Origin of the sequence: uncultured Maricaulis sp. (assembly GCF_905480005.1) — a bacterium.
Taxonomy (GTDB): domain Bacteria; phylum Pseudomonadota; class Alphaproteobacteria; order Caulobacterales; family Maricaulaceae; genus Maricaulis.
Genome location: NZ_CAJQOO010000030.1, coordinates 1 through 14,041, shown reverse-complemented (window position 1 = coordinate 14,041; position 14,041 = coordinate 1). Strand labels below are relative to the sequence as shown.

The following is a 14,041-nucleotide window of genomic DNA, read 5'->3' as shown; positions in this document are numbered from 1 at the left end:
CGTCATCCCACGGTCACGGCAAGGCCGTGATCCGGGGGACCTCGCCCACCCGGTCGACATCATTGCCGAGGTCCCCCGGATGTCCGCCGCGCGGCCACCGGGGGATGACGGTGGTGAGGCGTGCCTGAAATCACATCCCACTCTTACCGGATCACGCGCCAAGGGCGCACACACCACCCTAAATTCCTTGCCGGGAGTTAGCCGTATCCGGTTCTTGAGCTCAAGGGGAAACCCGCGAAGCGGCGGCTGCGCCGCCCTTGACCTCAAGAACCGGATACGGCCCGCTGGCTGTCATGGGGTTTAAGGACCGCAGCGCGCGCGTTGGCGCCTGTCTGTCTGCTTTTCCCGTCATCCCCCGGACGACCGCTTTGCGGTCACCGTGGGATGACGCCTAAAAAAGGAGCCTCCGCCCCTACCAGCTCTCGAGCACGCGCTCGGCCGAGCAGTAGAACTGGCAGCTTGTCCGCGCCTCATTGCAGACTTCACCGCCGGCATTGCTGTCATAGCTCCAGGCGGTGTTGTTGTGCAGCGGCAGGCAGTCACGGCGATTGATCGGGATACTCACCGTGGCATGACGGCCATAACTCGCACCATCATCCAGGCTATAGCGGCAGACCAGGCTGGACGAGCGCGTTTCCACGCGGACCCAGTCGAGCACGGCTATGACCGGCGGCAGGTCCCGGCTGTTCGGATCGGTGCTCTCGCGAATGCTGACCGCACGGTCATGCGTCAGCATGGGCGCAACAAGCGGCCGGTTTGCGGTCGGCGTCGAGGATTGGCCGCGCGGGCTGGTGGCGGGACGCGCGGTGATCCGTCCGGACGGGATCGGACGCCGCATCCTGTCGGAGCCATCCAGATTATTGCCGCGTACCCGCGCCGCATGACGCCAGCCCGGCGCGTCCGGGAATTCGGTTTCCACAACCCAGACATCGCCCGGGTCCGGGCAATAATGGGGCTGCAGCTGCGCCTGGGCAGAGGCTGATATCAGAGCCATCAGTCCCGCCGTCAGGAATGTCCGCATCATCATCAATCCCCCAGCCTTGCAACATTCGGGATGATGCGCCGGATCGGCTCGCAGGGGAAGTTTCGACGGGAATGGGAGGGAACAGGTTTTCCTTCGCCGCTCCCGCGACAGACTTGCCCATGCCCTCCCACCCGCTAAACTCAACCCATGCGCCGGCTGGGGAGCCCGCATTGGAGCGTTGTCATGCGCCTTGTTCTGTTTGTCCTGTCTGCCTCATTGCTGTCCGGCTGTGCCTGGTTGGAGAAGGGGCGAGATCCCAATTTGCCGTCCGCTGCGGAGATGGGAGCCGGCGAGTGCCGTCCGGCCGGTCCGCACGACCCTGCCGCGCCCGGTGAATGGATTTGCGATGACGGCGATGGCGACGAGGAAATGCGCCCGCGCCACCGCGTCGAAAACCCGGATGATTACCGTCGCGATCCGTTCTGACGCCTCAGTCGCCGGCCGCCAGCGCCCTGGCGTGATGGCGCAGATGATCCTCGATGAAGCTGGCGATGAACCAGTAGGAATGGTCATAGCCGGGATGGCGGCGGACGGTGACCGGCTGCCCAGCCTCCCGGCAGGCCGCCTCGAACAGCTCCGGGCGGAGCTGTTCCTCGAGGAATTGATCGGCCTCGCCCTGGTCGATCAGGATCATCTGCTCGGTCGGCTAGCGCCTGACCAGATGGCAGGCATCATGCTCGCCCCAGGCCGGGCCTTGATCACCGAGATAGGCGTGCAGCGCCTTCTGTCCCCATGGCACTTGCGATGGCGCGACGATCGGCGCGAAGGCCGAGACCGAGGCATAGCGGCCCGGATGGCGGAAATTGAGCGTCAGCGCACCATGTCCGCCCATGGAATGACCCATAATGCCCTGACGCGTCATGTCGGCGGGGAAATGGGCAGCGACCAGGGCTGGAAGCTCCTGGGTGACATAGGTTTCCATTGAAAAATGCGGCACCCAGGGCGCTTCGGTCGCGTCGAGATAAAAGCCCGCGCCCTGCCCCAGATCATAGCCCGCATCATCAGCGACAGCGTCACCGCGCGGTGAGGTGTCCGGCGCCACCACCATCAGGCCCAACTCGCTGGCCACACGCTGCAGGCCGGACTTCTCCATCACATTCGACCAGTTGCAGGTCAGACCGGAGAGAAACCAGACCACCGGAACAGGACCGGTCCTGGCCTGGGGCGGGATATAGACCGCAAAGCGCATCGACCCGTGGCAGGCGGCGCTGTCATGATCATGGACGGACAAGGTGCCGCCGAAAGAGGCCCAGCTTGAGATGGAGGTCAGGGTCACGAGGATGGCTCCGGGTTTATGCTGTCGAGCGGAATGGTTTCAAGGCCAAGACGGTCGCGGGCGAGAGACAGCATGCGTTTGTCGGCAGACAGTATCGGGCGATGATTCCGATTGGCGAGGGCGAGATAGGTACAGTCATAGACCGGGTGGTCCAGTTCGCAGGCCATTTCCACGGCCAACGCCGCCAGGCCCGTTTCGTCGAGCTGCGCCACAAGACCGGCGAGCTTGAGCAAGGCCGTCGAGGCATCTTCGACCGTGGTCTGCTTGTGGCGGACATATTGCCAGAGCGCATTGCCCGTTTCAGCGAAAATGAGGCGCGGCGCCTGCAGCTCAAACATGTGGGCTGCGGCGATCGCCTTTTCATACCCGGGAACCGGCAGGAAGAGTTTAACGGCGACCGAGGCGTCGACAATGACGGGCCTCAATGCCCCTCATCCCTGTCCTTGCGAATGAGGTCGGTCGGATCGAGATCAGACGGTGTCCCCCTTTCGCGCATGCCCTTGGCGAACTCGAAGAAACCTTCCCGGTCGCGGCGGGACGCGTCCGCGAGCACGTCACGCAGGAATTGTTCCAGCGATTTGCCATCCTTGGCTGCCAACCGCTTCAGACTCGTAACAACCGCGTCGTCGAGATTGCGAATGATCACCTGGCCCATCGGCGCCTCCTGATAGCATGATGATATCATGGGGTGGCGAGGCAGGGAATGGGTGGAGTTTGCAACCTCATCGCTCCCAACACTCCAACATCCCGCGGTGACCGCGCTCAGCCTGTCGCGCCACGGGCGCGCAGAAAACCATAAATCGCTTGTCAGCCAGCGGGCTGTCTGCGGGTATTCCAAACCGTTGTCATCCCTGATGGACGCCCGGCGAAGGCCGGGTGAAAGTCAGGGACCCATGTGATTGCAAAGAATTAGGTCCCCGCCTTGCGTCCGGCCTTCGCCGGACATTCAGCGGGGATGACAAGGGTGTGGGTGCTGCCCCACGCTTGGCTTTCTGTACCTTTGCGCCACCCGGCGCGCAGAGCTGTCCATAAATCGCTTGTCAGCCAGCGGGCCGTCTCCGCTTGTTCAGGTCAAGGGTGAAACCGCGAAGCGGCGCCTGTGGCGCCCTTGACCTGAACAAGCGGAGACGGCGAACTCCCGGCAAGCGGTTTAGGGTGGGGTGTGGTCCGGGGGCGCCCGGAGCGACACCTGCATCTATTGAGATCAATCAGGAAAGATACAGTCGCCGCCTTGCGGGTCGTAAATGCCGAGCCCGTGCCGTTCAGCGAGAATTGCCAGTTTTGTCACGGCGGCCTCAGCAACAGAATACCGAAAAGACGCGTAAATTGCACCCGGCATCAAGGTGAAGTCAGTGACTTCCGGATCGTCGATACGATCATCAGATACGGCATTTGGCCCGTTCAGCGGCGGGAAGAATTCGCAAAACGCCTCAAACCACGCCGTCAGGGCTTCTGTGCATTTTGACGCGTCCAGCGCCGCGTCAGGGCCTGACATTTCCGCATCGACCCACGCTTCAAACGCGCTCTTGTCCTTCGGCGCACATGCCGGATCAAACACCATCAGATCGTAGCTCATGGGACCCCCCTAATACTCCACCACAGCCCGGATACTTTCCCCGGCATGCATCAAATCAAACCCCTTATTGATGTCGTCCAGCTTGAGCTTGTGGGTGATCAGGCTGTCGATATCGATGCGGCCTTCCATGTACATGTCGACGATCTTGGGGACGTCGGTGCGGCCCCTGGCGCCGCCGAAGGCGGAGCCGCGCCAGACGCGGCCGGTGACCAGCTGGAAGGGGCGGGTCTGGATTTCCGCGCCGGCGGGCGCGACACCGATGATAATGCTCTCGCCCCAGCCCTTGTGGCAGCATTCCAGGGCGGCCCGCATGACCTCGACATTGCCGATGCATTCGAAGGAATAATCCGCCCCGCCGCCAGTCAGCTCGACGAGATGGCCGACCAGGTCCTTATGGTCCCTCGGATTGACGAAATCGGTCATCCCGAACTGGCGGGCGATGTCCTGCTTGGCCGGGTTCATGTCGACGCCGACAATCTGGCGTGCGCCGATCAGCTTGAGGCCCTGGATGACATTGAGGCCGATCCCGCCCAGGCCGAAAACCACGGCGGTGGAATTGGGCTCGACCTTGGCGGTGAACATGACCGCGCCAATGCCGGTCGTGACGCCGCAGCCGATATAGCAGATCTTGTCGAAAGGGGCGTCCTGGCGGACCTTGGCGAGGGAGACCTCCGGCAGGACGGTGAAGTTCGAAAAGGTCGAACAGCCCATATAGTGCAGGATTTTCTCGCCCTTGTAGGAAAAGCGCGAGGTGCCGTCCGGCATCACGCCCTGGCCCTGGGTCGCCCGCACGCGCTGGCACAGATTGGTCTTGGGATTGAGGCAGTATTCGCAGGTCCGGCACTCCGCCGTGTAGAGCGGGATGACATGGTCGCCGACCTTGAGATCGGTCACGCCCGGCCCGACCTCGCGGACAATGCCGGCGCCCTCATGGCCGAGAATGGCGGGGAAAGCGCCTTCCGGGTCGGCGCCCGATCGGGTGAATTCATCGGTGTGACAAATGCCGGTCGCCTTGATCTCGACCAGGACTTCACCGGCCTTGGGGCCTTCCAGGTCAACCTCGACAATCTCCAGCGGCTTGCCCGCTTCAAAGGCGACGGCGGCGCGTGTCTTCATGGATCAATCTCCCCGAACCAATGTCTTGAAAACAAGGTCTCGCATTGCTCCGCCCCGGCGTCAAAGCCTCGTGTGACGGGCATACGCAGCTATGCAGGTGACGGGACTTTGACCAGCCATTAAGTTGCGCGCCCTGACATACCCGTTTCGGAGTGAAGTTTATGAGCGCGGTGATCCGGTCGACCGGTCTTTGGACCCCAGACGAGTCAATTTCCAACGACGAACTCGTCGCCTGCTACAACGCCTATGTTGAGCACTTCAATGCCGAGCATGCCGACGCCATCGAGCGCGGCGCCGTCGAGGCGAAGAACCCCTCCTCCTCCGGCTTCATCGAGAAAGCCTCGGGCATCAAGTCGCGCTATTCGATCGACAAGGCCGGCGTGCTGGACATCACCCGCATGCGCCCGCGCGCCGAGCCGCGACCCAATGAGGCGCTGTCACTAATGGCGGAAGCCGGCGTCGCCGCGGCAAAGGACGCGCTTGAGGCGGCCGGACGCGAGGCTGCCGATGTCGACGCCGTGATCTGCTCGGCCACCTCCATGCAGCGCACCTACCCCTCGATGGCGATCGAGATCCAGGATGCGCTGGGCATTGAAGGCTTCGGCTATGACATGACGGTCGCCTGTTCTTCAGGCACGTTCGGCATCATCAATGCGGTCAACATGATCGAGACCGGCATGGCCAAGTCGGTTCTGGTGGTGACGCCCGAAATCACCACGCCGCAGCTCAATTTCCGGGATCGCGACAGTCATTTCATCTTCGGTGATGTGGCCGTGGCCATGCTGATCGAGCATGAGGACGTCGCCGGCGGCGAAGGCTGGAAGATCATCGGGCGCAATCTGATGACCAAATTCTCCAACAATATCCGCTCCAATTTCGGCTTCCTGAATGCGTCGGAAGAGCCGGAGCCGGAATTCGAGGACCGGTATTTCGTCCAGGAGGGCCGCAAGGTCTTCAAGGAGGTCTGCCCGATGGTCGCCGACATGATCCTCTCCGACATGGAGAATTTCGGACTCGCGCCCGCTGACATGAAGCGCCTCTGGCTGCACCAGGCCAATATCAACATGAACATGATGGTGGCGAAGAAGGTCTATGGCCGTGAGTTCACGGTGGACGAGGCCCCGGTCATTCTCGACGAGTTTGCCAATACCGCCGGCGCCGGCTCCCTGGTCGCCTTCCATCGTCACCATGACGGGTTCGAGGCCGGCGAGAAGGGCCTGATCTGCTCTTTCGGCGCGGGTTATTCGGCCGGAACGGTATTCGTCGAGAAACTGTAGGCCGGCCGGCGGCAGGCCTATGACCGGCCCGTATAGGCCACGCCCAGTCTGAAGACCGCAAAGCTGACGCCGATCACCGAACTGGCGATCAACAGGACCACCATGTCCGGCTGGTAGAGGCTGAGCGTCATGAGCGGGGTGCCGAAGAGTCGGGGCGTCAGATCCAGAAACGCCCATGCCATGGCGAGGGTCGAGACAAGCGGGAACCAGAGGCTGAACAGGCCGACCGGCCCTGATTTTGCCCGCAGCCCGTCGCGGCGTATCCAGACCATGACGATCCCGGCCAGGAACAGAATGGGCGTTCCCGCCAGCATGAGATAGAAACTCTGCGCGCCCAGATGGCTGCCGCCGCTTGCCGGGGTATTGCCGAGCGCATACGCGCTGAGGCCCGCAAGGATGTCTCCGGTCACACCGAATCCCATACCGCTATTGGCATTCACCAGGGCGACCCCGCCCCGCTGCTCCGAGCGCGACAGGACAGCGACGGTCGCGACCCCCGGCACCAGTCCGGTATGGTAGGCCGTATCGGCCCCGGCATCGAGAAACCAGCCGAACCCGTAAAAGGGTGACGCCGCACTGGCGGGCTGTAACATCATGGCCTTGTGGTCGGCGGAGATCAGGTCGTCCTCGCCATTCATCATCATCGCCAGATACCGGGTCACATCGACGGCACTGCCCACAATACCCCCGGCAGGCGCCATGGCGCGGGCCATCGGGTCATCGGACGCCGCAACCGGCCGGCGCCCGCCAAACCACGGCGTATGGCCGATCGCGACGGCTTCGCCGACCCCGCGATCACTGCCCCCGACAAAGCTGTCATCCATACCCAGCGGGTCCAGGATCCGGGTCTCGATATAATCACCAAACCCGAGACCGCTGACCGTCTCGATCAGCGCCCCGAGAATGAGGTAATTGGCGTTGGAATACTGCCAGTAGACACCCGCCTCCCCGGCCGGCGTTATCATGGCCAGCTGCCGGGCACCGTCGGCCAGGCTTCCGACTTGTCCGGGCTGATCGGCGTGGGACTGGTTTCCCTGCAGGGTGGAGTATCCGCTGGTATGGCTCAGCAATTGGCGGATCGTGATCGCCGCGCCCGGCTGCCCCTCGAACGCGTCCAGATAGGCAGATATCGGGCGATCCAGCTCGACCTGCCCCGCCTCGACCTGCTGCATGATGGCGAGCGCCGTGAAGCTCTTCGAGATGGATCCGAGCGGGAAAGGCGTGTCTTCGGTGACGCGCCGGCCACTACCCGCGACCAACTCACCCCGAACGCCGGAGCGGACCTCTCCCGCCTCGATAATCGCCCAGGCCAGGCCCGGCGCCGAAGCGGCCGGCATGGCGTCATCGAGGAAGGCCTCGACATCCGAAGGGTTCGGCTCGGCCTGCGGGAGGGCGGGTGCGGTCAAAAAGATCAGACCCAGGACCGCCAGGCCCTGAACCACAAGATAGCGCCACATTCGATGTCCCCCGTCCCGACTAGGCAGAGTATCGCCAGAGCGCGGCGCTGGCACAAGCCGGACCTGTCAGGCGCCGAGGATGATGGCCAAGCTGTCAGCATCCGAGCGTCGCCAAACGGGTCTGGCAGACCCGGCAGGGTGATATCTGGCGCGATGACAGTTTTTGTCATCGCCGAGCGCCACCCTCCCCTGGAACACAAGGAGGGATACCATGCATCATACGGATTTATTCGAATTTGCATCCAATGTGCTGGATGCGGTCATCTGGATCGGTTTCGTCGTCATCATGGCGGGCTTATAGCCTTTATACACAGGCAAATACGAGCCATACAAATTTGAAACTTCAGCCAAAAAGAAGCCCGGCCCGCCAACCCCTGCGAACAGGGGCGACGGGCCGGGCCAAGTATACGCCACAGGCCGGGGAGGACAGGCCAGGACGAAATGATGTGTCGGCGCCTAGCCGACGGATTCGCCGTGCAGGGTGGTGTCGAGGCCGGAAATCTCGCCTTCCTCGTCCACGCGCAAGCTCATGAGCTTTGATTGCCCGAATAATATGACAATTGTCATCACGCCACAGTAAAGCGCTGCAGCCAATGCACCCCAGGTCTGGGTCCAGACCTGCAGGAGATTGCCTTCGATCGCGCCACTGGCCCCGCCAATGGCTTCGCTGGCGAAGACGCCGGTCAGGATGGCCCCGACAAGCCCGCCCACGCCATGCAGGCCGAACGCATCGAGCGTGTCGTCAATCTTGAGAACCTTCTTCAGCGCGGTGACGCCCCAATAGGCGCCAAAAGCCCCGCCGGCGCCGATGATGAAGGCCGACCAGGCTGGCACGAAGCCGGCCGCGGGAGTAATGGCGACCAGGCCGGCAATGGCGCCGGAAGCCGCGCCCAGGACGCTGGCCTTGCCGCGCAGGATCCACTCCAGGCCGATCCAGACCAGAACCGCGCTGGCAGCGGCCAGCTGGGTGGTCACGAAGGCATGGGCGGCCGCGCCGTCAGCGGCCAGGGCGGAGCCGCCATTGAAGCCGAACCAGCCGACCCAGAGGAAGCCGGCACCGGTGACGGTGAGGACAAGATTGTCCGGCGCCATGTTGGAGCCAGGATAGCCTTTGCGAGGCCCGAGAAACTTGGCGAGCACCAGGCCGGCAACACCGGCATTGATGTGGACGACGGCGCCGCCCGCGAAATCGAGCACGCCCGCCTCGCCGAGAAAGCCACCACCCCACACCCAGTGACAGATGGGCGCGTAAACCAGGATGAGCCAGGCTGCGCCGAACACCATGAAGGCCGAGAAGCGGATCCGCTCGACCGCCGCACCGGCGATGATCGCCACGGTGATGATGGCAAAGGTGAGCTGGAACATCAGGAAAAGATTTTCCGGCAGGTCACCGGACATCGTGTCCGGCATGATGCCGGACAGGCCCAATCGGCCAAGCCCGCCAACAAAGGCGTTGACCGGGCCGCCATCGGAGAAAGCCAGGGAATAGGCAATCAAGGCCCAGAGAACCGTCACGACCGCCGCAGCGCCCAGGCTCTGCATGAGGGTCGAGAGCACATTCTTGCGCCGGACCATGCCGCTATAGAAGAGCGCCAACCCCGGCAGCGTCATCAGCAGGACGAGGGCGGTCGACGTCAGGATCCAGGCGTTATTACCACTATCCATGGGGCTCTCCGTGAACGGGCCTTGGTTTTCTTGCGATCGCCGACGAGCTAGGCCGCGGAATCGGCAGGAGTCGATGTTGCGGCGGCGATTTTTCCGGATTGACCACAGCGCGCCTCGAAATTGTGCACGCCTGCCCGTTTTCGAGGCGGGCGCGCATCATCCGTGCAATGACAGCGTGGATTGATCGGCAGCGCTCATCGTTTACGGTGGGTCGATCAGGGACAATCACAGAGTCCGGGACAGTGCAAAACAGCCTCATCCGATCAACGGGATACTGGGTCCCGCCCAACGTCATCACCAATGACGAACTCGTCGCCAGCTATAATGCCTATGCGACTCGCTTCAATTCCCGGCATGCGGACGCCATCGCCGCCGGCGAGGCCGAGGCCGTGCCCTTGTCCTCCAGCGAATTCATCCGCAATGCCTCGGGCATTGAACGCCGGCATGTCTACGAGAAAACAGGCATTCTCGACATCGATTCCATGGTGCCGCGAATCCCGCCGCGCCCGGTCGAGGCGGTTTCGGTGCAGGCCGAGTTTGCGCTCAAATCCGTGCAGATCGCCCTCGACAAGGCCGGGTATGATGGCAGCGACATAGACGGTGTGATCGTCGCCTCCTCCGCCCAGCAGCGCAATTTTCCGGCCGTCTCCTGCGAGATTCAGGAGGCCATTGGCGCCAGCGGCTTTGCCTTTGACATGACGATGGCCTGCGCGGCCGCGCTTTACGGGCTGAACCTGGCCAATGGCCTGATCCGGTCCGGCCAGGCGAAGCGCATCCTGATCTGCTCGCCGGAACTGATGACCTGTATCAATGTCCATTCCCGCCGCGAGGTCCATTTCATCTTCGGCGATGCCTCGGCCGCGATGATCGTCGAGGCTGATGACGGGCGGCCGGGCGGCTGGGATGTGCTGGGAACCCATACCGAGAACAAATGGTCCTCGGCCCTGCGCTCGGATTACGGCTTTATCAATATCGCCGAGCAATCGGTCGATCCGGCCTTCGCCCCGCATCTCGACCAGGACGGACACAAGGTCTTCAAGGACGTCGTCGGCTTCGCGCCGAAAGTTGCCCGCCGGATGATGCAGCAGATCGACCTGACGCCGAACGATGTGCGTCGGACCTGGCTCCACCAGGCCAATATCCGCATGGTCGACATGATCGCGAAGCGCATTCTCGAGCGCGACCGCACCAATGAGAACGCACCGTCCATCCTGCACGAGTATGGCAATACATCCTCGTCCTCGGTGGTGATGAATTTCGACATGCATTCCGACGATATGGCCGTCGGGGAAACAGGCGTGATGTGCGCCTTCGGAGCCGGCTATGGTGTCGGTGCTGCTGCCGTGAGGAAACGCGCATGAAAGCCTGGCTCTCCCTGATAACCGTCGCCGCGCTCGCCGCCTGCAATCCGGCCCCGGTCGACGAGACCGCGCCGGACGAGACGGCCGTTATGCCCGAAGCCACGTCAGAGGTTGAAATCCCTGGCGAACAGGACTCCGGCGAACAGGACTCCGGCGAAGCAGAAACCGCTGAAGAAGACACCGCAGGCCTGCCGGGCACCGACATCCATTTATTCGCCCTGGACTGGTCCGGCGACGGCCCTGTCCTTGGCGCCAGCCTTGGCGGTGTCACCCGCGCCGGCTACGACAACCAGCCATTCTTCACCAATGATGGCGGCCTTCTCTACACAGCCGGCGATGAGACCGGGGAAACCGATGTCTGGCGGCTCGATCTGGCCAGCGGCGAGACGACGCCCGTGACCCGGACACCCGGCGAGAGCGAGTACTCGCCCCGCATCGCACCGGACGGACGCCTCAGCTATATCTACCAGCCGCCGGGTGGTTATGCCGGCAATGCCTATCTGGCGAATCCCGACAATACCGGGCGCGAGCCGGCCGAAGCGCTGGCCCCGGTCGGCTATTACGGTTTCTCCGGCGACATGAACGCGGTTGCGGTCTTCAATCTCGGCGAGCCAATGACGCTGCAGCTGATCGATCGCACCACCACGCCCGAGACTGTCACCCACATCGCCGACAATCCCGGTCGCAGCTTTTTCCGCGCGGGGCGCGGGCCCGCCATTTACGTGACGCTGGCCGGTGAGGACGGCGTCCACACCTTGCACGCGCTGAATACGCGCACGGGCGAGCTGCGGGAGATGTTCGCCCTGCCTGGCACGAGCCAGGACTTTGCCGTCGCCGTCATGCCGGACGATCGCGTGACCTTCCTGGCTGTCGATGGTGGCCAGCTCTTCTGGCGCACTCGTGGCCGCTGGGAGCCGGTGGCGGCGATTGACTGGCTGACCGGCGTCACCCGCCTGGCGCTCAGCCCGGACCTCTCGACCCTTGCGATCGTGGCCGAGGAATAAGCCGCGCGGCTCCCTTTTTTTTGCCGTCGAGCGCGACTTTCCTTCTCCCCTGGGAGAAGGTGGCCGGAGGCCGGATGAGGGGGATTCCGCCTGCGTTCACCGGGACTTCCCCCTCACCCTGCCCCTCTCCCAAGGGAGAGGGAAAGCGCCTCGAAACACCCCCGCTCAATAATCGGGTCAGGGATAATGAATTCGCCAACCTTGGCAACGTCACTACACCCATCAGACCAACCCGTGCCCCGGCGCCGCGCGCAGGACCATCCATAAGCCGCTTGTCAGCCAGCAGGCCGTATCCGCTTCTTCAGCTCAAGGGTGAAACCGCAAAGCGGCCCGGCGGGCCCTTGACCTGAAGAAGCGGATACGGCGACGTCTCGGCAAGCGGTTTATGGGGGAGTTTGCGCGGTGCGCGGGGATGAGAGGCACACGTGAGAAACAGTACGTGTCCCCGGTTTTTCAGAAGCGCTACTACCTCCGATAGTCCACTCGCTGGAGAGCAACATGATTTGGCAATTGCAGCTCGATCTCGACCGATACCTCTACGTTCAGCCTGATCCGCTGGCTGACTACATAGACATGTTCAACGGGGCTCCGATGTCGAAGAAATGGAGGCGCCCCAAGTTGCGGGTGTTCAATGACGCCGCCCCCACTCCCGACTTTATGGGATTCTGTCTCGGCGCGCCCGCGGTTTCCGATAAAGCAAAATCCATTATCGAGAGTATGGACCGAATTGAGGCCGAGTTTCTCGAACTTCCGAGAGTAAAGGGGGGAAAATTTTGGTTGCTAAATGTGGCGTCAAAAATAGATGCTTTAGACGCTTCCAGATCTAATCTATCAGCAGGTGGCGAGCGTTACATTTTCAACGACTTTGATCCTACCGATATGCCGCCGCTGTTTAAAGTTCCGGATGTAGACAGCGAGATATTTGCGACCGTAACGTTCGGAAATACCTTGATCGAGCATCAGCTTAGTGGGGTGGCATTAGCTGACCCCAGTAAGTCGGTGTTTCGATCGATCTTGCTAGGCGAGGAGATAAACGCATTTGAGGGCCTGAAACCTTAGCGACGAGGGGCGAAAATTAGCCTCGCTTGAAGGTGTATGGAACAACCGGGACAGACACAATTGAATTACCTGAAAACGTGTCTGTCCCATTTATATTCTGAACCCGTCGTCAACGCATTACTACTCGGATGGTCGGGTCGCTTATACCCATGACGCAACGGGAACAGTTGTCGTGCGTAACGGGAGCACCGGTGAGTCCACAGCGTTTCGGCCGCCGAGTTCGCGTGCGTATGAAGACTATGTGAGAAATTCCCTGCCGAGAAGGCAGCAACCCTATGACTGAGGTGTTTATCGATGCGCGATTCCGAGACAAAGGCGTTGGATCTGACTTGGGATGAGGTTCGGATGATCGTGGCCACACTTTCGCATGCGTCGCGCGCTGAGCCATTTAGCCAGTTCAAATTGAAGATAGGTTATTCTGCTGATGAAATTTCAGCGCTCGCTAGCAAGCTCCGCGGCGTTATGGATGAGCACAACAAAGATATGTGATCGTCCGGTCGGAATGGAACTTCCATGCGTGCGACCATGTAGCCTAACGATATGACCTGTGGGAAACTGGGACAGACACAATTAAATTACCAGAAACTGTGTCTGTCCCAGTTATTCTCCAGTTATTCTCGTCCCAGTTATTCTCCAGTTATTCTGGACGGCCCCTCTTCGACAGGAACGGCAAGACCCGCCACGCATCGGTCGCCTGCAAGAGCGCGCAAAGGGCTGCCAGCGCCTGTTCATCAACCAGGCGCCGATGGCACTGCTGCCGCCGGACTGACTCCGCCTAAACCGCCACCGCCTCGGTCACCTTGTAGGTCAGGTCGTCGCCATCGGCCTCGTGGATGGTGAGATAGTCGCCGACGCGCATCGTGTGATCACCCAGGCGATAGACCGGCTCATCCGGTCCCTCGTCTTCCTCGTCATAGTGAAAGAACCAGTGGCTGCCGCGATGGGAAAGCCAGCCATCCGCCTTCTCGGCCGGATCCGGCGAAAACCGGTCGACCGTGCAGGCGGCCCGGTTGGCCCGCCAGAGGTCAAGATCGAGCATCCCGTCCCGGTCCAGCGGCGCCACAATCACATACCCATGGGCATCATCGCCGTCGGGGAAGCCGGCCCCCGGATTGCGGCCAAGCCGCAGCGTCACGCGCGTCAGAGACATGTCATTTCTCCCTATATTTCATAAGGACATTTCGCGCCATCAAGCCGCCGCCGTCAATGCAGGAAGCTGCGGCATC

At 62.1% G+C, this 14,041-nt stretch carries 14 protein-coding genes and 1 pseudogene; 6 read left to right on the top strand and 9 right to left on the bottom strand.

The genetic code is table 11. The annotated features are described in order from the left end of the window. Window positions 1-412: 412 nt before the first annotated feature. Window positions 413-1,027 carry a hypothetical protein gene (locus tag QZ266_RS04050; protein ID WP_295691854.1) on the bottom strand — a complete coding sequence of 205 codons (615 nt, stop codon included), beginning with the start codon at window positions 1,025-1,027 and terminating at the stop codon, window positions 413-415. 180 nt (window positions 1,028-1,207) lie between these two features. Here QZ266_RS04050 and QZ266_RS04045 point away from each other — a divergent pair, with 180 nt between their 5' ends. Beyond that, window positions 1,208-1,450, top strand: a complete 243-nt coding sequence (locus tag QZ266_RS04045) for a hypothetical protein (protein ID WP_041636771.1) — start codon at window positions 1,208-1,210, stop codon at window positions 1,448-1,450. 4 nt (window positions 1,451-1,454) lie between these two features. On the opposite strand, the pseudogene fghA reads toward QZ266_RS04045, so the two are convergent. From fghA to QZ266_RS04020, 5 genes and pseudogenes are all read right to left on the bottom strand, one after another. Next, window positions 1,455-2,300: pseudogene (gene fghA, locus QZ266_RS04040) on the bottom strand (S-formylglutathione hydrolase). Next, window positions 2,297-2,725, bottom strand: coding sequence for a type II toxin-antitoxin system VapC family toxin (locus tag QZ266_RS04035; RefSeq protein ID WP_295691852.1), 429 nt, complete (start codon window positions 2,723-2,725; stop codon window positions 2,297-2,299). Before QZ266_RS04035 ends, fghA begins: the two are co-directional and overlap by 4 nt. Next, complete coding sequence (locus QZ266_RS04030; protein WP_041636770.1) at window positions 2,722-2,955, bottom strand: hypothetical protein; 234 nt, start codon at window positions 2,953-2,955, stop codon at window positions 2,722-2,724. Before QZ266_RS04030 ends, QZ266_RS04035 begins: the two co-directional genes overlap by 4 nt. A gap of 549 nt (window positions 2,956-3,504) precedes the next feature. Beyond that, window positions 3,505-3,876 (bottom strand): hypothetical protein, encoded by a 372-nt coding sequence (locus QZ266_RS04025; RefSeq protein ID WP_295691850.1) that lies wholly within the window; start codon window positions 3,874-3,876, stop codon window positions 3,505-3,507. Window positions 3,877-3,885: 9 nt separating this feature from the next. Beyond that, window positions 3,886-4,992 carry an S-(hydroxymethyl)glutathione dehydrogenase/class III alcohol dehydrogenase gene (locus tag QZ266_RS04020; RefSeq protein ID WP_295691849.1) on the bottom strand — a complete coding sequence of 369 codons (1,107 nt, stop codon included), beginning with the start codon at window positions 4,990-4,992 and terminating at the stop codon, window positions 3,886-3,888. A 161-nt stretch (window positions 4,993-5,153) separates the two neighbouring features. On the opposite strand from QZ266_RS04020, the gene QZ266_RS04015 reads away from it, so the two are divergent. Then, window positions 5,154-6,269, top strand: coding sequence for a beta-ketoacyl-ACP synthase III (locus QZ266_RS04015; protein WP_295691848.1), 1,116 nt, complete (start codon window positions 5,154-5,156; stop codon window positions 6,267-6,269). 17 nt (window positions 6,270-6,286) lie between these two features. On the opposite strand, the gene QZ266_RS04010 is transcribed toward QZ266_RS04015, so the two are convergent. Further along, window positions 6,287-7,726 (bottom strand): serine hydrolase, encoded by a 1,440-nt coding sequence (locus tag QZ266_RS04010; RefSeq protein WP_295691847.1) that lies wholly within the window; start codon window positions 7,724-7,726, stop codon window positions 6,287-6,289. 456 nt (window positions 7,727-8,182) lie between these two features. After that, a complete protein-coding gene (locus QZ266_RS04005) occupies window positions 8,183-9,391 on the bottom strand; it encodes an ammonium transporter (RefSeq protein ID WP_295691845.1) in 1,209 nt (402 codons plus the stop codon). A gap of 242 nt (window positions 9,392-9,633) precedes the next feature. Here QZ266_RS04005 and QZ266_RS04000 point away from each other — a divergent pair, with 242 nt between their 5' ends. From QZ266_RS04000 to QZ266_RS03985, 4 genes are all read left to right on the top strand, one after another. After that, window positions 9,634-10,752 carry a beta-ketoacyl-ACP synthase III gene (locus QZ266_RS04000; protein ID WP_295691844.1) on the top strand — a complete coding sequence of 373 codons (1,119 nt, stop codon included), beginning with the start codon at window positions 9,634-9,636 and terminating at the stop codon, window positions 10,750-10,752. Beyond that, window positions 10,749-11,756: a hypothetical protein gene (locus tag QZ266_RS03995; protein WP_295691842.1), complete on the top strand. Its 1,008-nt coding sequence runs from the start codon at window positions 10,749-10,751 to the stop codon at window positions 11,754-11,756. Before QZ266_RS04000 ends, QZ266_RS03995 begins: the two co-directional genes overlap by 4 nt. Before the next feature lie 498 nt (window positions 11,757-12,254). Further along, a complete protein-coding gene (locus tag QZ266_RS03990) occupies window positions 12,255-12,815 on the top strand; it encodes a DUF1629 domain-containing protein (protein ID WP_295691840.1) in 561 nt (186 codons plus the stop codon). Between the two features lie 294 nt (window positions 12,816-13,109). Further along, the gene (locus QZ266_RS03985; RefSeq protein ID WP_295691839.1) at window positions 13,110-13,304 is read left to right on the top strand and encodes a hypothetical protein; all 195 of its coding nucleotides are present in this window, start codon (window positions 13,110-13,112) and stop codon (window positions 13,302-13,304) included. A gap of 286 nt (window positions 13,305-13,590) precedes the next feature. Here the strand turns inward: QZ266_RS03985 and QZ266_RS03980 are convergent, their stop codons facing one another. Continuing rightward, a complete protein-coding gene (locus tag QZ266_RS03980) occupies window positions 13,591-13,965 on the bottom strand; it encodes a hypothetical protein (protein ID WP_295691837.1) in 375 nt (124 codons plus the stop codon). Window positions 13,966-14,041: the final 76 nt, after the last annotated feature.